This window comes from Uliginosibacterium sp. TH139, assembly GCF_002855595.1.
In the GTDB taxonomy this organism is placed as follows: domain Bacteria; phylum Pseudomonadota; class Gammaproteobacteria; order Burkholderiales; family Rhodocyclaceae; genus Uliginosibacterium; species Uliginosibacterium aquaticum.
This window is the reverse complement of record NZ_PKRR01000007.1, coordinates 145,554-166,643: the sequence shown is the minus strand read 5'-3', so window position 1 is coordinate 166,643 and position 21,090 is coordinate 145,554. Positions and strand designations below refer to the sequence as shown.

The 21,090-nt window shown below is 61.6% G+C and carries 25 protein-coding genes; 15 read left to right on the top strand and 10 right to left on the bottom strand.

All coding sequences use genetic code 11. The features are described 5' to 3' along the window. The first annotated feature begins 91 nt into the window (after positions 1-91). From iscA to fdx, 3 genes are all read left to right on the top strand, one after another. On the top strand, positions 92-412 hold the full coding sequence (gene iscA, locus C0V76_RS15745) for an iron-sulfur cluster assembly protein IscA (RefSeq protein ID WP_101943635.1): 321 nt from the start codon (positions 92-94) through the stop codon (positions 410-412). Between the two features lie 86 nt (positions 413-498). Continuing rightward, complete coding sequence (hscA, locus tag C0V76_RS15740) at positions 499-2,376, top strand: Fe-S protein assembly chaperone HscA (RefSeq protein ID WP_101943634.1); 1,878 nt, start codon at positions 499-501, stop codon at positions 2,374-2,376. Next, positions 2,373-2,705, top strand: coding sequence for an ISC system 2Fe-2S type ferredoxin (fdx, locus tag C0V76_RS15735; protein ID WP_101943632.1), 333 nt, complete (start codon positions 2,373-2,375; stop codon positions 2,703-2,705). Before hscA ends, fdx begins: the two co-directional genes overlap by 4 nt. Before the next feature lie 182 nt (positions 2,706-2,887). On the opposite strand, the gene C0V76_RS15730 is transcribed toward fdx, so the two are convergent. Continuing rightward, positions 2,888-3,319, bottom strand: a complete 432-nt coding sequence (locus C0V76_RS15730) for a SoxR reducing system RseC family protein (RefSeq protein WP_158239256.1) — start codon at positions 3,317-3,319, stop codon at positions 2,888-2,890. Positions 3,320-3,757: 438 nt separating this feature from the next. Here C0V76_RS15730 and nifA point away from each other — a divergent pair, with 438 nt between their 5' ends. The 4 genes from nifA to C0V76_RS15710 all read left to right on the top strand — a co-directional run bounded on the left by nifA (position 3,758) and on the right by C0V76_RS15710 (position 7,185). Beyond that, the gene (nifA, locus tag C0V76_RS15725; RefSeq protein ID WP_170021382.1) at positions 3,758-5,401 is read left to right on the top strand and encodes a nif-specific transcriptional activator NifA; all 1,644 of its coding nucleotides are present in this window, start codon (positions 3,758-3,760) and stop codon (positions 5,399-5,401) included. A gap of 45 nt (positions 5,402-5,446) precedes the next feature. Beyond that, complete coding sequence (locus C0V76_RS15720) at positions 5,447-6,073, top strand: GNAT family N-acetyltransferase (protein WP_101943628.1); 627 nt, start codon at positions 5,447-5,449, stop codon at positions 6,071-6,073. Continuing rightward, positions 6,015-6,608: a DUF938 domain-containing protein gene (locus tag C0V76_RS15715; protein WP_101943626.1), complete on the top strand. Its 594-nt coding sequence runs from the start codon at positions 6,015-6,017 to the stop codon at positions 6,606-6,608. Before C0V76_RS15720 ends, C0V76_RS15715 begins: the two co-directional genes overlap by 59 nt. Before the next feature lie 70 nt (positions 6,609-6,678). Beyond that, positions 6,679-7,185: a hypothetical protein gene (locus C0V76_RS15710; RefSeq protein ID WP_101943625.1), complete on the top strand. Its 507-nt coding sequence runs from the start codon at positions 6,679-6,681 to the stop codon at positions 7,183-7,185. A gap of 264 nt (positions 7,186-7,449) precedes the next feature. Here C0V76_RS15710 and C0V76_RS15705 read toward each other — a convergent pair whose 3' ends face one another. From C0V76_RS15705 to C0V76_RS15670, 9 genes are all read right to left on the bottom strand, one after another. Then, positions 7,450-8,157, bottom strand: coding sequence for a hypothetical protein (locus tag C0V76_RS15705; RefSeq protein ID WP_101943624.1), 708 nt, complete (start codon positions 8,155-8,157; stop codon positions 7,450-7,452). 96 nt (positions 8,158-8,253) lie between these two features. Next, on the bottom strand, positions 8,254-8,676 hold the full coding sequence (locus tag C0V76_RS15700) for a tetratricopeptide repeat protein (protein ID WP_101943622.1): 423 nt from the start codon (positions 8,674-8,676) through the stop codon (positions 8,254-8,256). A 330-nt stretch (positions 8,677-9,006) separates the two neighbouring features. Beyond that, the gene (locus C0V76_RS15695) at positions 9,007-9,303 is read right to left on the bottom strand and encodes a hypothetical protein (protein ID WP_101943620.1); all 297 of its coding nucleotides are present in this window, start codon (positions 9,301-9,303) and stop codon (positions 9,007-9,009) included. Positions 9,304-9,421: 118 nt separating this feature from the next. Next, positions 9,422-9,862, bottom strand: a complete 441-nt coding sequence (locus C0V76_RS15690) for a DUF2628 domain-containing protein (RefSeq protein WP_101943618.1) — start codon at positions 9,860-9,862, stop codon at positions 9,422-9,424. Between the two features lie 74 nt (positions 9,863-9,936). Then, positions 9,937-10,224, bottom strand: a complete 288-nt coding sequence (locus C0V76_RS19695) for a hypothetical protein (RefSeq protein WP_143707444.1) — start codon at positions 10,222-10,224, stop codon at positions 9,937-9,939. 397 nt (positions 10,225-10,621) lie between these two features. Beyond that, entirely contained in the window at positions 10,622-11,188 is a 567-nt protein-coding gene (locus C0V76_RS15685; RefSeq protein WP_101943616.1) for a flavodoxin, read from the bottom strand. A gap of 18 nt (positions 11,189-11,206) precedes the next feature. Continuing rightward, positions 11,207-11,653, bottom strand: a complete 447-nt coding sequence (locus C0V76_RS15680) for a hypothetical protein (RefSeq protein WP_101943615.1) — start codon at positions 11,651-11,653, stop codon at positions 11,207-11,209. A gap of 26 nt (positions 11,654-11,679) precedes the next feature. Further along, positions 11,680-14,283: a SagB family peptide dehydrogenase gene (locus C0V76_RS20135; protein ID WP_143707443.1), complete on the bottom strand. Its 2,604-nt coding sequence runs from the start codon at positions 14,281-14,283 to the stop codon at positions 11,680-11,682. Continuing rightward, positions 14,261-14,695, bottom strand: coding sequence for an Ohr family peroxiredoxin (locus C0V76_RS15670; RefSeq protein ID WP_101943611.1), 435 nt, complete (start codon positions 14,693-14,695; stop codon positions 14,261-14,263). The genes C0V76_RS20135 and C0V76_RS15670 overlap by 23 nt, the downstream gene beginning before the upstream one ends. 288 nt (positions 14,696-14,983) lie before the next feature. Between C0V76_RS15670 and C0V76_RS15665 the strand changes: the two genes are divergently transcribed. The 8 genes from C0V76_RS15665 (at position 14,984) to C0V76_RS15630 (ending at position 21,088) form a co-directional block, all read left to right on the top strand. Continuing rightward, entirely contained in the window at positions 14,984-16,567 is a 1,584-nt protein-coding gene (locus tag C0V76_RS15665; RefSeq protein WP_101943610.1) for an FAD-dependent oxidoreductase, read from the top strand. A gap of 206 nt (positions 16,568-16,773) precedes the next feature. Next, complete coding sequence (gene nifB, locus C0V76_RS15660; RefSeq protein ID WP_254048267.1) at positions 16,774-18,399, top strand: nitrogenase cofactor biosynthesis protein NifB; 1,626 nt, start codon at positions 16,774-16,776, stop codon at positions 18,397-18,399. Between the two features lie 51 nt (positions 18,400-18,450). Continuing rightward, positions 18,451-18,654, top strand: coding sequence for a 4Fe-4S binding protein (locus tag C0V76_RS15655; RefSeq protein ID WP_101943608.1), 204 nt, complete (start codon positions 18,451-18,453; stop codon positions 18,652-18,654). 7 nt (positions 18,655-18,661) lie between these two features. Then, complete coding sequence (locus C0V76_RS15650; RefSeq protein WP_101943606.1) at positions 18,662-19,069, top strand: iron-sulfur cluster assembly accessory protein; 408 nt, start codon at positions 18,662-18,664, stop codon at positions 19,067-19,069. A 17-nt stretch (positions 19,070-19,086) separates the two neighbouring features. Next, positions 19,087-19,659 carry a tetratricopeptide repeat protein gene (locus tag C0V76_RS15645; RefSeq protein ID WP_101943605.1) on the top strand — a complete coding sequence of 191 codons (573 nt, stop codon included), beginning with the start codon at positions 19,087-19,089 and terminating at the stop codon, positions 19,657-19,659. Beyond that, entirely contained in the window at positions 19,656-20,447 is a 792-nt protein-coding gene (locus tag C0V76_RS15640; protein ID WP_216821768.1) for a 4Fe4S-binding leucine-rich repeat protein, read from the top strand. The genes C0V76_RS15645 and C0V76_RS15640 overlap by 4 nt, the downstream gene beginning before the upstream one ends. Continuing rightward, positions 20,440-20,847, top strand: coding sequence for a nitrogen fixation protein NifZ (locus C0V76_RS15635; RefSeq protein WP_101943604.1), 408 nt, complete (start codon positions 20,440-20,442; stop codon positions 20,845-20,847). Before C0V76_RS15640 ends, C0V76_RS15635 begins: the two co-directional genes overlap by 8 nt. Then, on the top strand, positions 20,831-21,088 hold the full coding sequence (locus C0V76_RS15630) for a nitrogen fixation protein NifZ (protein WP_101943602.1): 258 nt from the start codon (positions 20,831-20,833) through the stop codon (positions 21,086-21,088). The genes C0V76_RS15635 and C0V76_RS15630 overlap by 17 nt, the downstream gene beginning before the upstream one ends. The last annotated feature ends 2 nt before the right edge of the window (positions 21,089-21,090 follow it).

The window sequence follows — 21,090 nt, the reverse complement described above, 5'->3', positions numbered from 1 at the left end:
TGGCCTTGTGGTGGCAGCGCTTCGCCCCGTGCGGCCAGAACACTGCGTTTCATTTTTTGTGCAACTTCATCTGTGTAGTGAGGACAAGACCATGATCACCGTCAGCGAAAAAGCCGCCCGCCATGTGCAGAAGAGCCTCGCCAAACGTGGTGGCGGCATCGGCCTGCGTCTGGCCGTCAAGACCAGCGGTTGCTCGGGCCTCGCCTATTCCCTGGAGTTTGTGGATCAGCCCGAAGCGGAAGACCAGCTCTTCGAGAGCAATGGCGTGACCATCGTGATCGATCCGAAGAGCCACGTCTTCCTTGATGGCACCGAGCTGGACTTCGTACGCGAAGGACTCAACGAAGGCTTCAAGTTCAACAACCCGAACGCCAAGGCGGCCTGCGGCTGCGGTGAGAGTTTCGCGGTTTGAGTGAAAGCCGCCGTCATGCCCACGTATGCAGGCATGACGGTAGCGCTGGAAGCGTCGCGCCAAAGGCGCCTCGATGGAGATGAATCATGGCCTTGCTGCAAATTGCCGAACCCGGCCTGAGCGCTGCCCCGCACCAGCATCGTCTGGCTGTAGGCATTGATCTTGGTACGACCAATTCGCTGGTTGCCAGCGTGATCAGTGGGGTGACTACGGTCATGCCTGACGAGGCCGGCAAGATGCTCCTGCCCTCGGTGGTGCGCTACGGCGAGGAGGCCGGTGGCATCACAGTGGGCTATGCGGCCCAGGCCGAACAGGTGACCGATCCGCGCAATACCATCGTTTCGGTGAAGCGCTTCATGGGCCGCCAGCTGGCAGACCTCACAGCCTCCGGCAGCACACCCTACGAGCTGCTGGACACGCCGGGCATGCTGAGTCTGAATACGCGTGCCGGGGCCAAGAGCCCGGTCGAAGTCTCAGCCGAGATATTGAGAGCCCTGCGCAGCCGTGCCGAGGCCTCGCTGGGGGGCGAACTGGTCGGGGCGGTGATCACGGTGCCCGCCTATTTCGATGATGCCCAGCGTCAGGCCACCAAGGATGCAGCGAAGCTCGCCGGCCTGAACGTATTACGTCTGCTCAACGAGCCTACTGCTGCGGCGATTGCCTATGGGCTGGACAACGCATCCGAAGGCACGTTCGCGATCTACGATCTGGGCGGCGGCACCTTCGATATCTCCATTCTCAAACTCACCCGCGGCGTGTTTGAAGTGCTCGCCACCTCGGGCGACGCTGCCCTCGGTGGCGACGATTTCGATCATCGCATCGCTGACTGGATGCGCGCCGAAATCGGTCTGGAGACACAGACCCCGCAGGATACCCGGCTGCTGATGGCGCTGGCACGGCGCGCCAAGGAGTCGCTTTCGAATGCTGCCAGCACCGTCATTCGTGGCGAGTTGGCCGATGGCCGCGCCTTCTCGCTGGAGCTCGCCAGAGCGCAGTTTGAAAGCATGACCCGCGATCTGATCGGACGCAGTCTCGCGCCGGTGCGCAAGGCCCTGCGCGATGCAGGCGTGAGGGCCGAAGACGTTGATGGCGTGGTGATGGTGGGAGGCTCCACGCGCATGCCGCAGGTGCAGGAAGCCGTGGCGAAGCTGTTCGGCCGCGCGCCGCTTAATAATCTCAATCCGGACGAAGTGGTGGCCCTTGGCGCTGCCGTGCAGGCCAATATTCTCGCCGGCAATCGCGGCACCGGAGATGACTGGCTGCTGCTCGACGTGTGCCCGCTGTCGCTGGGCCTGGAGACCATGGGCGGGCTGGTCGAGAAGATCATTCCGCGCAATTCCACCATCCCCACGGCGCGCGCACAGGAATTCACCACCTTCAAGGATGGCCAGACCGCCATGGCCATTCATGTGCTGCAGGGCGAGCGCGAGCTAGTTGCGGACTGCCGCTCGCTGGCGCGCTTCGATCTGCGCGGCATACCGCCCATGGTGGCGGGCGCAGCACGCATCCGCGTCACCTTCCAGATCGACGCGGATGGCCTGCTGTCGGTGGCAGCGCGCGAGATGATCTCCGGCGTCGAGGCGCAGATCCAGGTCAAGCCCTCTTACGGCCTCAGCGATGAACAGGTGGCCGGCATGTTGATGGACGCCTTCGGCAAGGCCGATACCGACATGGCCACCCGCATGCTGCGCGAAGCCCAGGTGGATGCACGCCGCCTGCTCGACGCCACCGAGGCGGCGCTGGCCGAAAACGGCCACGCCCTGCTCAGTCACGACGAGTACGCCAGGGTGCAGCAAGCGCTGTACGCACTGGCCGAAGCGCTCGAGAGCGAAAACGATACGGCCGCCCTCAAGCGCGTCACCGAAGGCCTCAACACAGCCTCGACCACCTTTGCCGAGCGACGCATGGATGCCAGCATCCGCAGCGCACTCGCCGGCACCTTGCTGACGGAGCTATCCGCATGAGCACCATCACCCTGCTGCCACATCCGGAACTGTGCCCGACGGGCGCCCGTATCGAAGCCCGTCATGGCAGCAGCCTGTGTGATGCCTTGCTCGGCGCCGGTATCGAAATCGAGCATGCCTGCGAGAAAGTCGCCGCCTGCGCCACCTGCCATGTGTATGTGCGCGCTGGGGGTGCCAGCATTGCTGCCCCGAGTGATGAAGAAGAGGACCAGCTTGACGACGCCTGGGGGCTGGAAGCGAGCTCGCGTCTGGCCTGTTGCGTAAAGCTGGGCGACAGCGATCTCACCGTGGAATTGCCAGTGCATACGCGCAATCACGCCCGCGAGTGAAGCTTACGGAGTCGGCTCGGGCAGCTGCAGCTCGGGCCGCATGGGTGCCCGTGAGCTTTTGGCCCCGGCCGGCTGACGCTGGCCCTACAGAATTCATGTACACAGACTGAGCCCCCGGGCTGCAGATTCAGCCGCACAGGCCCCATCCCCCTTTCAGGCCTGACTCTGGGAAGACAATCCCCTCAACCTGCACAGCCAGTGCGCGCAGCGCCTTGCACCGCTCGCACCTCGTGGAGAACGGTGCGTGCCTTGTGCCCGAGCAGGCGGGTCAGGCCCAGGCCTGTACAGAACCCGATCGCTCCGCTCAGCGCAGTCAGGCCATCACTGCCGCTGGCACTGCCAATCAAAAGTCCCGCCAGCAAACCCGCCAGCGATGGCAGATAAGCGCTCATAGCCATGCGCAGCAACTGGCCAGAAGGCAGGCTCACGCTGATCGTGTCCAGCACTCTCAGCGAAGCCATCTGCTCCGGAGCCACCCGGATTTCATGCGGCGTGCCGGCGTCCTGCCCGCACTGCTGCTTGCTATGGCAACTGCCGCAGGCCGAAGCCGCGCTGCTCTCCACCAAGAGGGTGTTGCCGCGAATGGCCAGAATGCGAACTTGCTGGGAAGCCATGATGTTCTCCATCTGATTCTGCCTGCCTCAGCGCAAGCCTTGTGCCAGACCATGCTTGCCCCCCGTGAGGCGGCCTTCGGGCATGTAAGCCGACGGTCTGTTGAGTCCGTGCCGGATTGTTGTGTCCACAATGTCACTTTTGGGTTACCAGACAAGCGTTTGGCCTGTTCAAGAACAGAGGACGAGGACCATCCCGGTGCGTGTTGCCCCGCTCTGATGCATAGCCCTGCCCGGCTGCGCCGCTGACGCGAAACGCGTGTATCCGGCGTGAAGCCCGTCACACAAGGCCTTAGGGTTTATAAGGTCATTTTCCAGCCCTTTCGGCACATCATTTGCTAGAGATCAGTCACCGGATCCAGGCACGTTTTCTTCCAGACCTGCACCGGAAAAGAGACAGCGCCAGCCCCCAGCTGTCTCGCCTAGCAGAGGATCGCCCCCATGATTGCGACGACAGGAAACCTGGTGGACAAACGAGCCTCGCTCGAGCTGGTCACCATCTACGAGATCAGCAAGATCCTCAGTTCATCCCTGGATGTCAGCCGGACCTTGCGTGAATCCCTCAACGTGCTCCAGTCCCTGCTCGGGTTTCGCCGCAGCATGGTGCTGCTCAAGGATGACGAGGCCGAAGATCTGGAGCTGGCGGTCTCGGTCGGCCTCACTGTGGCCGAGGCGCAGGCTGCGCGCTATCGCCCCGGCGAAGGAGTCATCGGGCGGATCTACTCGCTTGGCTCGCCCAATGTGATCCCGGATATTTCACAGGAGCCCCTGTTCCTGAACCGCACCCAATCGCTCAGCGAAACCGATGTGGTGCCGACAGCCTTCATTGGCGTGCCGATCCGCGCCACCACCAATGTGATCGGCGTGCTCACGATCGACCGCAAAGACGAAGACGGTAACGGCGGTTTCGGCCGCGATGTGCGCCTGCTCAGCATGGTGGCCAATCTGGTTGGTCAGGCCGTCGCCCTGCGCCGCATCGTCACCGAAGAGCGCGAGCGCCTGGTGCTGAAAACCGAGCAGGAGCGAGACGCCCGCCCTGCCGGCTTCACGCTCGACAATGTAGTGGGCGCTTCCGATCGCATGCAGCAGGTTTTTGCCGAAGCCCACCTGGTTGCACCTTCACGCTCCACCGTGCTACTGCGCGGCGAGAGCGGCACCGGCAAGGAAGTGATCGCCCGCGCGATCCACGAGCTCTCCCCCCGCAAGGATCAGCCCTTCATCAAGGTCAACTGCGCGGCGCTCTCCGAAACCCTGCTCGAATCCGAACTCTTCGGCCATGAGAAAGGCGCGTTCACCGGTGCCGCCGGCGTGCGCAAGGGGCGCTTCGAGATGGCCGATGGCGGCACCCTGTTCATGGACGAGATCGGCGACATCTCCGCAGCGTTCCAGACCAAGCTGCTGCGTGTGCTGCAGGAGCGCGAGTTCGAGCGGGTGGGCGGCAGCAAACCGATCAAGGTCGATGTGCGCCTGATCTGCGCCACCAACCGCAACCTGGAAAAAATGGTCAGCGCCGGCACCTTCCGCTCCGACCTGTATTTCCGCATCAACGTGATCAGCATCTTCCTGCCGGCCCTGCGTGAGCGCCCGAACGACATTCCTGCGCTGGCCAGTCACTTCATTCAACGCTTCAATGCCGAGAATGATCGCCACATCGCGCTCACGGACTCGGCGCAATCCGTGCTGCAGCACTGTTACTGGCCGGGCAATGTGCGCGAGCTCGAAAACTGTATCGAGCGCGTGGCCACCATGACCCGCAACGATAGGGTCGACATGCAGGATTTCCCCTGCACCCACAACCGCTGCCTGACGCAGGTCCTGCACTTCGTGAAGAAGGATGACGCTGTCGCCCCGGCGGAAACCGAGATGATCAGCTACGAAGCACCGCAAGCGCCCGGCCAGGCAGGCGCACGGCCCGCCGAGCCGGCCGTCGGCGACGGCAAGCCCGAGGGCGAGCGCGAGCGCCTGATCTGGGCCATGGAGCAAGCCCGCGGCGTGCGCGCCAAGGCCGCGCGCCTGCTGAACATCACCGGCCGCCAGATGGGCTACGCGCTGAAGAAATACGACATCAACGTGCCGCGCTTCTGAGCGGCTGCAGGCAAGCCGGGCACGTCAGGCAGGCTCGGTTTCAGGATGAACTGGCCACCAGCCGAACTGCGTACGCCGCGCCTGCTGCTACGCAAACCCCTGCCGTCCGACGCAGAAGCCGTCTTCGCGCGCCTCTCAGGCGAAGCACAGGTCACCCGCTACCTGGGCTGGGCGCCACACGCCGAGCTACGCCAAACCCGCCAGCAGATCAGCCTCGATCTGCTGCGCTGGGATCGTGGGGCCGGCTGGACCTGGCTCATCGAAGAAGATGGCTCCGTCATCGGTCTGCTCCAGCTCGCCCGAATCGAGCCCCACCTGCTGCGTCTGGGCTGCATGCTCACCCCCACTCACTGGGGCCGCGGCCTGATGAGCGAAGCCTTGCGCGCCCTGCTCGCCACGGCCTTCACTCAGCCCTCCTTGCAACGCATCGAGGCGCTGTGTGATGTGGATAATCTTGCCTCGGCGCGCATGCTCGAGAAAGCCAGCCTGCGCCAAGAAGGGCGCCTCGCATGCCACACCCTGCACCCCAATATTTCGAGTCGGCCACGCGACATGCTTCTGTACGCGATCACCCGCAGCGACAATGGCGACCCGCCCCTTTTCACATCCGAAGATGAATCAGTCCAGACCCGACGCGCCCTCGGTCGCCCGCAACCGCGAGCCCATTCTTGAGGTGCTGCGCGAACACTTCGCCGGGTGCCGCAAGGTACTCGAGATTGGCAGTGGCACCGGCCAGCATGCCATCCACTTCGCCGCCGCCCTGCCGCATCTGGCTTGGCAATGCAGCGAACGAACCGAAGCCCTGCCCGGCATCGAAGCCTGGCTGGCCAGTGCCGCTCTGCCTAACACTTTGCCACCGCTACAACTGGACGTGAGCGAACCCTGGCCGGCGAGCGGCTATGACGCAGTGTTTTCATCCAACACGCTCCACATCATGGCCTGGCATGAAGTGGAGCAGTTCTTCGCCCGCCTGCCGGACGCGCTGGGGCGCCCTGCTCGCCTCGTGATCTACGGCCCGTTCAACTACGGCGGGCAGTACAGCAGCCCCAGCAATGCCGAGTTCGACCAGTGGCTCAAGGCTGGCGGTGCGCATCGGGGCATCCGTGATTTCGAAGCCGTTTGCGCCCTGGCGGAGGCACAGGGTCTCACGCTCATTGAAGATCGGGCCATGCCGGCCAACAATCGCTGTCTGGTGTGGACCTTCTGAGCCGCCAGTGCTCCAGCCTGATGCGGTTCGGATCTTGCTAGAAGAAGGCACCTCTCACAGGAGCCGCACCATGCCCAGCATCGCCACCGTACAGGCCATCGAAAACGCCACCGGCGTGCATCTCTACGCTTTTGACCAGGATGACAATTGTGTACAGGCCATCGACGGCCTTCAGGCGCAGGCAGCGGCCTCCCTGGCGGCACTGATGCAGGCCTGCCTCGCCGGGCGTGGCGAAACGCTCGGCCGCGCAGCCAGTGATCCGGTGCAGGATTACCAGCAGCTCACCGACGAAGCACACGCCTGGGAAATCATCGCCGAACTCGAGGGCGGGCAATACACCGCCTTCGAGGCCGACATGGGGCGCGCCGGCCTGCGCCTCGCAGGCGCAGGCTATGTGCTGGGCCTGCTCCACCGGCAGCCCGAGGGCAACTGGTTCGAGCACGCCGGCGAAGGCAGCATCTGGCAATACGTTTTTGCCAGCCCGGTCGCCGCCGAACAGGTGCTCGACGAAGTCGGCCTGGACTGCGAGATTCACGCCATCCCGCGTCTGCTCGAAGCAGGCTGTCAGCTCATCTGAAACGCCGAACGATCCCAAACCCGGTGCAACGGCGGCTTCATTGCCCTAGTGCAAAATCGGGTCATTCGCGAGCGCCTGCCGGGCTCACTGGATGAACGCGCTCACGGTATCTGCCCACTCCGCTGAGCAGCTTTCGACCCAACCTGGGCGCTCAGTCTCTCGGAAAGCAGACGTTCAACGTTTGACGTGAGGGACCGCCGTAGCGCGAAGCCGCGAAGGGAACTCACAAGCGCAGCTTGTTGGCTGTCCCACTCGACTGTAGGGTTAGAGGGCTGCTTGTTCGAGAACACGGGAGGCCAGTTCTGGATGTCCGCGAGATTGCATGTCTGACGCGGCCTCTGCTTCAAGTTTCTTGGCTGCATCATGCCACCCGGAATTTCTTAACGCTCCGATAAGGTTGCCAACATCTCGCACATACCAGCCTTTGATTTGCTCCGCGAACTCATTGCCCCCAAAGGTGGAATCGGAGACGCAAATCTGCATCGTTTGGTCAAACCTAAAGAGCGCACTTTCGTACTTTGATTCGAAATCATGGAGGTATGCTGAACAGATGTCCCACCTTTTTGCTTCGACAAGTCGATTCCACATTAGCCTTAGCGCTTGACTTGCTAAGTCAGGTTTCGATTTGTGGTACTGAATGAACTGAGATAGCACCGACTCCTCTTGACCTAAGTTTTCGCGGATCGATTGGAAGTCATGAAATTTCTCGCTATCCCCAGTTGCTTCAAAAGCAGCTAGTGCTTCAACTGCCTTTGCCTCTAGACGCTCTCGCGCAGCAGGATATTTCTCTCCTAGGCGGGCCCACTCATGAAGGCAGTAGGAAAGTCGAACTCCGTAGTAATTGTGATCCTCACCTTGATCTAAAAGCGCGCGATCGAAGAATCTCTCATAGTTTTCGAGTGCGAGGGCGTGATTTTCTGCCTTTGCAGCTGCACGAGCATCATCCAAAACCTGACCAGGAGGCACGATCATTTCTTTTCCCTCTAACGTGGAGATGAGGGGCGGCCGGAGCCAAAGGCGGAGGGGACCGCAAGCGCCAGCTTGCGGACGCCCCTCTCGATTGCAGGGTTAGATGCTTCGATGCTCAAGCAATTGCTCCGCCTCTGTAACTGCATCTTGATCATCTAGCTGCTTCGCTATCTGTAGCGCTTCAACAAGCAAAATTTTGGCTTCCTTGTCTTTGCTAATCTCCATTAGACGCTCAGCCAAGCTGATCTGCTTTGTGTGTATGGGCTCTTCAGGAAAACCGGGGCATAGCGCCAAGGCGGATCTGTAGAGCGCAATGGCTTCACTTGGAGACTCAGTGAAGTCGGCGACAGTCTCCGCTACAAAAGGATCTGCTTCTCCTTTTTCAAGCATTATTTGATGAAGAGCGTGCAACTCTCCCTGTGCTGATTCTTCATCTCCAACGTCGCCTGACTCCATAGCATTTACGATGCGAGAGCTCAGATCAAAAATCTGTGAATAGAGCTGATCAGGAATTTTGCGCATAGCATCTAACGTTTGAGCTAAGGGGCGGCCGGAGCGCGGAGGGAACCCAAAGCGCAGCTTTGGGCCGTCCCTTTAAGCGAATTGTTAGGCGGATGGGTGAAGAAACCGGCTTTTCACGCCCAACGAATACGCTGCGAAGCGAAGGCAACCACTCAGAAACAATCACGGCTCGCCTGGACGAGCCACCGGTGAAACAACGTGCAGCACTCACAGCCCGCACGACGCTGCCCTCAAATTATCACAGGCAAAGTGACGCGAGCGATCAAGCAAAACTTTGAACCAACAAAATGCCGGCTGGTATAAGAAAAGCAGCGATCAAGACGCCTCGCATCACCGGATTTCCTTCTCACCCCTAATTGAAATAGAAATTGTTTGGAGATTTTTCTGCTTTGAGCGCTTGTTGCCAATTAAAAATCCGTTGATTTTTACAAACTCGAAGTGGCCTGTAATGTTTCCGATCATGAAGCCATTGACTATAAGTTTTGAATTTAAATCAACATGGATATTCCCAATGATAAATCCATCAACAGTGAGTGTTGAAGCAGGCGCAATTGCGATGTTCCCAATGTGAAACCCGCTCATGCGTTGTGTTGTATTAATGACTTTATTGCCAATGTAAAATCCCATTGCTATCTCCTTGTGAGTTCGCCTAACGTTTGACGTGAGGGGCCGCCGCAGCGGCGAAGCCGCGAAGGGAACCCACAAGCGCAGCTTGTGGGTTCCCTCTCGACGGAAGGGTTAGCCATTACCACCAGCCATTGTCACTAAGAACCATTTTCTTGTAGTAATCGGTGTTAGCGCGCACGGCAAAAACAGCACATGCGCCATACCCGGCAGCCTTTGATAATCCGCCAAATCCGAGCGCATCAAGGATCAACTCAACAACCGTAATTACAATAACCATCAGGGAAAGCAAGGACACCCCCCTTTTCCACATGCCTTTTGAAACGTAATAGAGCGGACCAAAAAGGAACCCAAGCACGTTGAAAGAAATTGCATTCTTTCTGTCCTGCTTAGAAAGACCCTTTAAATGTGGAAGCTTTGGGCCGCCAGCCTTCGATATGGCCCTGAATCGCTCTTTCCAATTTTCAGAAACCGGAAGAGATTCAATCTCAGAAAGCTCCAGATTGCTAGACGATTCACCCACATCGGAACGTGGAGTTGCGTATGGATTATGTGCTTGCATTCGAGCCTCCTTGATTTGGCTATCGTAAAAGTAAGGGGCGCGCAGCGAAGCGGAGCGTCCCTTTGACTGCCTTGTTAGGGCCCATGATGAGCTACTAACGCAAATGCAACCACATAAAACAAACCTGCGGCAGCCATGACCCAGCCAATGTATTTATTAGCGGCAATTCGCCATGCAGACATGGTGCGCCCAGATTTTCGCGCAAATATCGTTGCCACCATTCCAATTACAAGAAAGACAAGCTGTGCATCTGTAAGCAGCCAGCTGAATCGCTCAAACTCGACTGGACTCCCCAATAGAACAGAGCCCCACATGATTGCAAACGCTGCGATTGTTGGGCTAATCGTGAAAAGGGCAATCAAATTGCGCACCTAACGTGTTATAGGGATCAGTTTTGCCGCATAACATCGGAATGTGCTCCCTAACATGGCACGACCGACCAGCGAAGATGGTCTCCCAGAGTGACTTTCCACGACCCTGCTGTAAATATGAACAGCATTAACAGAATCGACAAAAACCTCACTCTCCAGAATCCGGGCTAAATGGGCTGAACGACTGCTTTGTGGCTACGAGATTAAGCGTCCACCGTCGACAGATTTCCGCCGACTGAGCATGGCAACCAATACGCTGAAATCATATCAACAGCAGCGTAAGCATGTCATTTCAGAACGGATGATCCAACCATCAATTGATAGCGCATCAAGGCCCTTACTGCGGGCTTGAGCGCACCTTGGCTTCTCTTGGCTGGAAAAATACGCGCTAGCTCGCCACCCCCTCAAGCGCAATCTTCTCCAGCAGCACGGGCCTCACTTCTTCCAGCCAGGCCGCGAGGCGCGTATCGGTGAGCTGGCTCTGGGTGCGCTGATCAAGAATCAGGCCGAGAAATTTTCCATCTTCCACTGAAGCCGAATGCTCGAACACATAGCCTTCGGTGCTCCATTGGCCGACGATTTCGGCACCCCGCTTCTTGAATGCGTCATGCACGAGTCGCAGCGAACTCGCGAAACGCTCGGCATAGCGCTCCTGGGCACCGAGCGCGAAGAAGGCGATCCGCTTACCGGCGAGGCTAAGGTCCTCCGGCAGCTCGGCGAGAAACTCCTCCCAGCTCGATTCGAGGCAGCCCGCGCTGCGCCCGGGAATCTGCCCCACGCCATAGCTGGGTGTGCCAAGCAGCAAACAGTCGTACGCCAGCATCTGCGCAGGCGCTATCCGATTGACATTGAGCGGCTTGTCGGCGATCTCATCGCCCAGCAGTTTGTGAAGTTTCTTGGCAATCAGGCGCGTCGTGCCGGTTTCGGTGCCGAAGAAAATGCCGATTCTGCTCATGGTCCAGCCCCTTGCTGATTAGGTCGTGGCGCGCTGGGCGCCGCCGACCAGGATATTGAAAACCTCGCGCAGCAAGAGCAGCTCGCTCATCGCGGCACCGCGCAGGGCACTGATGGCGCGCATGACTCCGCCCTGCTCTGCGATCAGCTCCACCGGCGCTTCGAAGCCGGTAAAGCGCAGCACATGCACACGGATCAGCTGGCCCTCTTTCTGATACCAGGCATCGAAATCCTCCATGCGGGTGACTTCAGCCGGATTCAGCCCGTAATGCACGATTGCAGCTTGGAGCACCGCCGCGCCCTGATGCTCAGGCGCGATCTGTGCGGGAGCCGCTGCCGGCGTTGCCGTGGCTGGCAGTGCGGCCGGGCCCAGCAGGCCATGCTCCCAGCGTGCGAACAGCAAGGCGGCGCTGTAGGAATCGAAATGCGCCAGGATCACGCGATTGGTTTGCAGCAAGTCACTCATGGTGCTTCTCCTTGCGGTACTGCGTATCAGGTGGGCAAATCGGCGGTATGGCGCAGCAGATTCAGGCATTCGAGGCTGGCACACAGATCCACGGCACGCGCATCGTCAAAGTTCGTCACCATTGGATCGGCGCCAAGCTCGAGCAGCAGCGCCAGCATCGCGGGCTTGGCACTGGAGGCGCAGTACATCAGCGCGGTGGCACCGGTGTCGTTACGGCTATCGAGCTGTGCGCCGGCTTCGGCCAATGCGCGCACGGCCTCTTCGCTCGCCGCCACACAGGCCAGCCAGACAGCGGTGTTGCCATCGGCATTACGGCACTGCACGTCGGCACCCAGCGCGATCAGCTCGCGGAGCAAGGCCACCTCCCCGCGCCAGGCGGCATGCATCAGTGGCGTGAGCCCATGTTCGCGGGCTTCGTTGAGCTTTTCCTGCGTGAAACCTCGGGCACTGAGGAAATTGCGCAATGACGCGCTGAGCTCACCGGGCGGGCCTGCTGGTACGGGCGCTGCGGGCTGCGCCAGCGCCGCCGCCAGCGCATCGTGGCCGCCATCGACGCTATACACCTCGGTGTAGCGGAAGTCCGCAAACATGCCGGCCCAGGTCTGGCTGGCATTGCCACGGAAGCAGTACAGCATGATCGGTGTGCTGCGCGGCAGGCCGGCCATGATCTGGCCAAAGCTGGCGTCACTGAGAAACTGGGCGCCGGCAATATGACCCGCGTCGAAGCTCATGCGATCACGTGTATCGAACAGTGCCAGGGTCGGTGGGCTGGCCTGGCGATGGCGCTGGATCAGCTCGGCAGCGCGCTGGGCGCTGATGCGCTGAAATCGGGGGGACATTTCCGGAGAGGCTTCTTCCGTGGTGCTCATGATGGGCTCTGCTGTGACGTTGGGGGCGGTTGAAACGGCCGTTTCCCTGTTGGTATAGGCGGCGAGTGTCTCGATGCGCTCGTCCAGCCGTGGCTTGCCGACAGTGAAGTGGTAGAGGGATTGGTAATGCGTGTCTTCAAGGCCCAGCATCTCGTGCACCGCATCGTCGAAATAGCAGCCGATTCCGGTGCCACGCAGGCCCATGGCCTCTGCTTCGAGATACAGCACCTGGCCGAGCAGACCCGCCTGGCGGAAGAGCTCCCGGTAGCTTGCGGGGCTGGCTTCCAGCGCCGGATCGAATTCGCACAGCATGCCCAGCGCGAAGCTGGCGTGGGCGGCGATGTCCTGATGGCAATGCAGGCTGCGCGCGAGGCGCTGTAAAGCGGGCGCCTCCATGGCTGCGATGAGTTGCAGATCAAGGCCGGGCGGCAGGCCTGCGACGGGACTCAGGGTGTAGTGCTGGTTCAGGCGCTGCTGCAGGGCATTGCCGGCCGTCCCCCGGGTGAGCAGATAAGCGCCGCAGGGCAAATCTTCAACCCGGTGCACGAAAAGCAGCAGATGCATTTCCCATACGGCTGGCAGCACATCCCAGGGGGCCGCCGGTTGCGCCATGAGGCGACTCATCAGGTGCATGAAGGCGGTGCGTGGCATGCGGAAAGCCGGATCGAAGTGCTGCGCGCTGCGCCGCCCAAGCACCACTTCGGCAAAGCCCGGACCCTCCCCTGAGGCCGCATTTTCGTGCTCACCGCCCTGCCCGGGTGGCAAGGCCAGGCTGCTCTGGCGTGCCGTGGTGCACAGGGCTTCGCGGGTCAGCGCTGCCACTTCCGCGATCACTGGCCAGTGATACATCGGGTGGCGATCGATGCTGCTGGCCGTTCCCATCCAAACCGCTGAACTGCTGGCTGCACGCAGGGCACGGGCCGTGGGCACTGGGGCGGGCGAGTTATCCAAGCCGAGGCTGAGCAGTACTTCGGCTTCCTCCAGCTCGGTCGCTTGCGCACGGCGGGCGGGAAAGTCTGCCAGCCGATCGAGGCCCAGCACGCTGGCCAGCAGGTGATTATCGAGCTGAGGCTGTGCGGTGAGGCTCCAGCCCATGGCGGCGCAGGCATAGCGCAGTGCCGCCATGGCGTGGCCGGTATCGAGCTGGCAATAGCGGAAGGCGCGCTCACCGTATTTCCAGGCTTCCCGCCACATCACCGAGCTCAGCGCAATATGCAGACCGGGTGGCAGGGAGCCAGTCGAAAGATGGCGGGCGCGGCACTCCAGCGCATGCTGTTCGGGTTCGTAGTGATAGAGACCATTGGCGAGGCCCGGCACCTCGCAGGCGATCAGGTAGGCCTCCACCGGATGCAGGTTACCACTGGAAGGATTGGCGCGCACCGCCCAGCGATCCGGGCCATAGCGCTTCCAGGCCGTGATGCCCAGCGCCAGATGCAGGCAAGCCCCCAGGCTGGCCAGATCAAACGGAACATGCTGCGTCACGGGCGCTGCAAAAGGCCGCCGCAAGGCTTCGCCAAGCGCGCCCTGCTGCGTCGGCTCAGCGAGCGGCAAGGGAATGCTCCGGACGCCCTCGAAATGGCGGAAAGCAGCCGGCTGATCGTCCCAATCCAGCGTTTCCGGGCCGGCGGCATAACGCTCGAAGCGATGCTTGGTGCGGCGATGATAGGCTCGCACGAGATCCGCCACGCTGGGTGGCGGCAGGTCGGGCGGGAGTTCGGCGGGCGGTGTGTCCTGCATCTCAGGCGGTTGCGGGGGCTTCAAGTACAGCCACCGCCTTCACGGTGATGTTGTTCTTGGTGGCATCGGTGTAGGGGCAGACCTTCAGCGCCCGCTCGACCAGCGAATCGGCCGTCACCTGATCAATGCCGTGCAGGATGGTGGCGAAGGACAGCGAGAAGCGGTAGGCGTCTTCGAAATTCTTGTACAGCGACACTTCTGCTTCGACCATGCAGCCCTTCACCGGCAGGCGGTCGGCACGGATGATGTGGCGCACCGAATTCTCGAAGCAGGCGGCATAGGCCGCAGCAAACAGCTGCTCGGGGTTGGCCCCCGGCTTCTTGCCACCCATTTCGGCGGGTTGGGCCAGATCCACCTTGAGCAGGCCGTCTTCACTCTGCACGCGGCCATTGCGGCCACCCTGGCTGAATACACGGGTTTTGTAGACGAGATCCATGACAGCTCCTTGGAGGCAAACAGGGGGTTGGATAAACGCGGCTCGCAGCTCTCCTAGCAAGACTCGTACGCAAGGCCCCTCCTTGCAGTAAAACAGGCTGAGTCTGGGGTTTCGTTCGGGCGCGCCCAGCTTGTCTGAAAGATATGTTCCAGGGCGCTCAGCCGAAAGTGACAAAAGTGACGCGGCAACACCCTGTGCACGCCGCCGCTACACGCCAAGCCGGAATCACAGGCATGGCATCAAGCTTGCAAGTAGCCGCCTGATGAACTTCACACGGGGAGCAGAATCATGCTGGATACGCTTGTCGTCGGTGCCGGGCTCTGTGGGCTGAGTCTGGCCGGAAAACTGCAGTCTGCCGGGCATGACTATCTGCTGATCGATGCGCGCCAGCGCCTTGGCGGGCGTATCGAGAGCGTGCCTGAAACCGCCACGGCGGCAGCGGCCGATCTCGGCCCGACCTGGTTCTGGCCCGCCACCCAGCCGCGCATCACGCGCCTGGTTGCCGAGCTGGGGCTCTCCAGCTTCCCACAGCATGACAGCGGCACCATCCTGCATCTTCCCAAGGGGGACGGCAGCCCCGAGCCGCTGCCACAGAGCAGTGTACACATCCAGGCACGGCGCCTTGGCGGCGGTATGGGCACGCTGGTCCAGGCCCTGGCCCAGCGCCTGGCCCCCGAGCGTGTGCGCCTTGGGCTGGAAGTGAAGAAGCTGCAGGCGTACCCGGATCACATCGAGGCGGAGTGCTGGAACGGCACTGAAGCGCTGCGCATCACCGCGCGCCATGTGGTGCTGGCCCTGCCGCCACGCCTTGCAAGCACCCGCATCGCTTTCGCACCTGAGTTGGCCTCAACCCTGCACACCACACTGCGCGCCACACCCACCTGGATGGCCGCGCAGTGCAAGGCCGTGGCCCGTTATCCGCTGCCGTTCTGGCGCAGCAGCGGGCTAGCCGGCAACGCCTTCGTGACCCACGCCCAGGCCGTGCTGGGCGAAGTCTTCGATGCCTGCGGCGAGAACGGCAGCCCGGCCGCGCTGGGCGGCATCTCGGCCCTGCCCCCAGCGGTACGCATCGCCGTCAGCCGGGTACATGAGCTGATGGTCTTCAGCCAGTTCGCCCAGCTCTTCGGCCCGGCCGCCGCCGAGGGCGAGTTGTTCATGCGCGACTGGGCTCAGGAGCCTTTTACCTGCTCGGCGCTGGATATCGCCGAGCCTGCCGCCCATCCCCAGGATGGCGTGGCCGAATTGGCCGCGCCCCAGTGGGGCGACAAACTGATCTTTGGGGGCAGCGAAACCGCCGGGCAATCGGCCGGCTATCTCGAAGGAGCGCTGGATGCCGCCGCACGCATCTGGCAGCAACTCTCGGCCCCCTCCGCCCTGCGTCACTCCTCGCGTGCCGACCTGCGGGACAACCATCTCGGGCTGGAAAAATTTGCGCGCATGGTGGCCTTGTTGCGCGAGGAGTCGATCGACAAATATGTCTTCGGTTTCAAGCAGGCATTGATCCGGCAGCAGCGTGAAGACATCACGCAACTGGTGCTGACCGAGGTGGTTGCGGGCACCTACAAACAGGCCCTGGAATACCTGCACACGCTGCCGCTGGAACTCGCCGAAGCCGTCGTCGAAAACGGCCGTGCAAGTCTCACGCCCGCCTTGTTGGCGCCATTCATGGGCTTCTCGACCGATCTGCTGAGCCAGGCCCAGACGCATAACGCCAGCTCCTGCGCCATCTCCGGTTTTCCCCTGGAACAGACGCTGAACCACGCTTATGTACAAGCGATTCGCCGAGATCTGGCAGCGCTGTGGCGCGAATTCGCGCTGGCGCTCAACGAGGACTTGTTGCAACGCATGGAAGCTGCCAGCCAGCCGATCTGAAATCAGATGCCGCAATACGCGAGGCCGCCTTCGGGCGGCCTTCTCATTTCTGCTGCGGCGCAGATCGGCCAAAGCTGACGCATGCCTGTCAGCCCTGTTCGCTTTGTCGTCGCGATTGCCTGTTTTGTCGCGCCTGCGCAATTCCAACAAAACATCTCAAGTGTTTGATTTAAAGCAAATAAACGGCGTGGCACGGAACTAGCTATGTGGGAATCACCCGCCCCAATGCCCGCGTCAAGAAGATCAAGGAGTCCGCCATGCAAGCTGCCGCCAGTTACATCAACATCGCCGACCTGAAGTCCAGTGGCAATGCCCTGGCGGCTCCCGCAGATCTGCCCGCCACCGGCGGTGGTTGTGGCACCCATGGCGGTGAAGGCAAAGCCAGCTGCGGCTCCTCCGGCGGCCCGGATGACATGCCGCAGGAGATCTGGGACAAGGTCAAGAACCATCCCTGCTACTCCGAAGAGGCTCACCACCATTACGCCCGCATGCATGTGGCGGTAGCGCCCGCATGCAACATCCAGTGCAACTACTGCAACCGCAAGTACGACTGTTCCAACGAGTCGCGTCCGGGCGTGGTGAGCCAGAAGCTTACCCCCGAGCAGGCGGTGAAGAAGGTGCTGGCCGTCGCCAGCGAGATTCCGCAGATGACGGTGCTCGGCATCGCCGGCCCGGGAGATTCGCTGGCCAGCCCGAAGAAAACCTTTGAAACCTTCCGCATGCTTCAGGAGCAGGCGCCGGACATCAAGCTGTGCCTCTCCACCAACGGCCTGGCCCTGCCTGATCTGGTCGACGAGATCTGCAAATACAACATCGATCACGTGACCATCACCATCAACATGGTCGACCCCGAGATCGGCGCCAAGATCTATCCGTGGATTTTCTGGGACCACAAGCGCGTCACCGGCGTCGAGGCCGCCCGCATCCTGCACGAGCAGCAGATGAAAGGCCTCGAAATGCTCACCGCACGCGGCGTGCTCACCAAGATCAACTCGGTGCTGATCCCTGGCGTGAATGACGAGCACATGATCGAGGTGAACAAGGCAGTGAAGGCCCGTGGCGCCTTCCTGCACAACATCATGCCGCTGATCTCCGAGCCGGAACACGGCACCTACTTCGGCCTCAACGGCCAGCGTGGCCCGAGCGCCCAGGAACTCAAGGCAGTGCAGGACGCCTGCATGGGCGGCGCCAACCTGATGCGTCACTGCCGTCAGTGCCGTGCGGATGCCGTCGGCCTGCTTGGCGAGGATCGCAGCGAAGAATTCACCCTCGACAAGATCGAGGAGATGGAAGTGGTATATGACCTTGATCGTCGCCGCAGCTATCAGGACAAGGTCGAAACCGAACGCCAGGCCCAGCACGCCGCCAAGGTCGAAGCACTGGCTTCGCAAGGCGAGCTGGAAGTTGATGACAGCATCAAGGTGCTGGTGGCGGTGGCTACCAAGGGCGGCGGCCGCGTGAATGAGCACTTCGGTCACGTCACCGAATTCCAGGTCTTCGAAGTTTCCGCAGCGGAAGCGCTGTTCGTGGGCCATCGCCGGGTCGATCAGTACTGCCAGGGCGGCTTTGGTGAGGACGAGCAACTGCCCTCGGTGGTGCGCGCGATCAACGATTGCCACGCCGTGCTGGTGGCCAAGATCGGCGCCTGCCCGCGTGACGAACTCAAGGGCGCCGGTATCGAACCGGTGGATGCCTACGTCGATGAGTTCATCGAGAAGGCCGCTTTGTCCTGGTTCGCCGATTACAGGAAGCGCATCGCCAGCGGCGAGATCGAGCACCAGGCGCGAGGCGATGCCTCGATCCGCCAGGGCGCTTATACCGCCGCAGCCTGAGCCAGCACAACTTCCCTCCCCCTCGTCGCCCCCCGAAAAGGAGAGATCGCCATGTCACTCAAGATCATCGCCGAGTTGTGTACCGGTTGTTCGGCTTGCGAGCCGGAATGCCCCAACGAAGCCATCAGCGAGCTGAAAAACTATTTCATCATCGATCCGGATAAATGCACCGAGTGCGAAGGGGATTACGACACCCCGCAGTGCCTGGCGGTTTGCCCGGTTGATGAATGCATCCTGCCACTGGTAACCGCCTGAGGAAATCATGACCAACGTCACGCTCACCCCTGCAGCAAACAAGTTCATCTCGCGCATGGTGCGCTTCTCCGGTCAGCCTGAAGGCGCCGGCTTCCGCCTGCATGTTACGGAAGGAGGCTGCTCCGGCTTCAATGCCGAATTCAGCGTCGAAGCCGCACCGCAGGCGGGCGACTCGATCGTCGAAGTCGCTGGCGTGAAGATGTTCTTCACCTCGGCCTCGCGCCTCCTGCTGGAAGGGGTGACGATCGACTTCACGGATACGCCGACTAAAAGTGGGCTGAGCTTCATCAACCCGAACCAGGCGCCCTGCGCCTGCAGCAGCAGCGGCCCGAGCGATCACGCGCATGGCCACAGCCATGGCGCCTCGGCACCGGCGGTGGCGACCGTGTCCATCGCCTCGATCCGGCGCAGCTGAGTCAGGGAGACGAAACCATGTCCGGCACCCCGGTGAATCACGAACTGCCTGGCGACGACCTGGATTTCGGCGGGCTGGATGCCGCCGTACTGGGCGCCGGGCTGCCGGCGCAAGCTGAGTTCCTGATCGCCCAGGCCGGCATGATTCGCCATCAGGTGGCGGAAGCCCAGGCTCTACTCGAAGGCGCCCATCAACTGGCACCGCAGCACCCGGCCACCCTGATCGCGTTGTACCGCTTCCACTTCTACGGCAACCGTATCGCCGAGGCGCGCGCAATTGCCCTGCGGGCGCTGGACATGGCCAGCGCGGCACTGGGCGTCGCACGCGAATGGAGCGCGGTTCAGCCTGACCCGCGCTTCACCGCACTCGAAGCCTTGCCGCGCTTCTACCTCTTCAGCCTCAAGGGCCTTGCCTATCTCTCCCTGCGTCTGGGCGAGATCGAGGCTGGCCGCGCAATGGTCGCCAAGCTCGCCGAGCTCGATCCGCGCAACAAGGTGGGGCACGAAGTGCTAGCTGGCGTGATCGCCCGTATCGGCCGTGAAGATGCCGATTACGAGGATGAGGACGAACGCAGCGAGGTGATCGCATGATGATCAATGGCGAATGGCATGCCGACGACCCGGACATCCCGGTGCTCGACTGGGAAGGTGGCGAACTCGATTGCGCAAGCTGCCCGGTAGCGGAATCCACCGCGCGCTGCGAGCGTGGCCACGCTTGCGTGCATGATCGTTACGCCAAACGCATCGACCGCTTCTTCAAGTGGAATCCGGGCCTTGGCAACGACTACCTCGACCATCCCTACTTCGAAGTGCGTGCGATTGCCTGCCGCCATGCCGATGTGTTCCGCCTGCAGCACCTGATCGGGGATGAGGATGAGACCGTGCGCCTGTCGGTGGCGGTGCGTCTGCCACTGAACCAGGTGGTGCGCCTGCGCCGCGATCCACACCGCGAGGTCCGCATCCGGGTGGCGATGCGCCTGGAAGGCAGCGAGCTCCTGGCCATGGCCGATGACGAGGACTACTACGTGCGCAAGCTCGTTGCCCGTCGCCTACCCAAGGCCCTGCTGCCGCGCATGCTGCGGGACTCCGAATGGGAGGTTCGGCTGGAAGCGGTCAAGCGCCTCGAAATGCCCGAGCTGCTGCGCCTGTGCGACGACCGCGAACTGGCGATCCGGCGCGAGGTGGTGCAGCGCCTGCCTGAGAGTTTCCTGGAGCGCATGGCCGGCGATCCGGCCTGGGAAGTGCGCTGGGAGCTGGCGCAGCGCGCCGGTGTGGCACTGGCCCGCCGCCTCGCGCTCGATCACGAAGAAGAGGTGCGCCACGCAGCCTGTGCGCGCCTTGAGGAACTGGGCATTCACGAAGGAGCCTGCCATGGGTGATATCAGCCGCGACAGCGATACGGTGGAACTCACCGCACCGCCCGAATTCAGTTATGGCGAGCGCGTGGTTACGCGCTACACGATCCGCAATGACGGTACTTACTGCGGCAAGGACATCGGTGAAGTCCTTGCCAAGAAGGGCGATGTTGGCTTCGTGACGAGCATCGGCAATTTCCTGCAGCAGTACTACATCTACGCCGTCGAGTTCATCGAAACCGGCAATCGCGTTGGCATGCGCGGGCGCGAGCTGGTGTCGATCGACAAGCTGCCGGAGCACGTCATGGAAGCGCTCGGCGAAGAGAAGATCGCCCGCCTCAAGAATCTGCGCCCCGGCGTGGAGGCGGCCGATGAAGAGAACCTTTCTGTAGAAGGAGCCCGCGATCATGTTCGAGCTGCGTGAAGCGAAATTCCAGTGGGGCCAGCGTGTTACCGCGCAGGTCGAGATTTTCAATGATGGTTCCTACCCCGAAGTGGAAGCCGAGGCGCTGCTGGTTGGCCTCGGCACTGAGGGCGAAATCGTTCAGATCGGCCATCACGAAGAGGCCAACATTCCGGTCTACATGGTTGAGTTCAGCGGCCACACGCCGGGTAATCGCCCCTGTGTGATCGGGGTGCTTGAAGAGGAGATCGCGCCTCTGTGAGG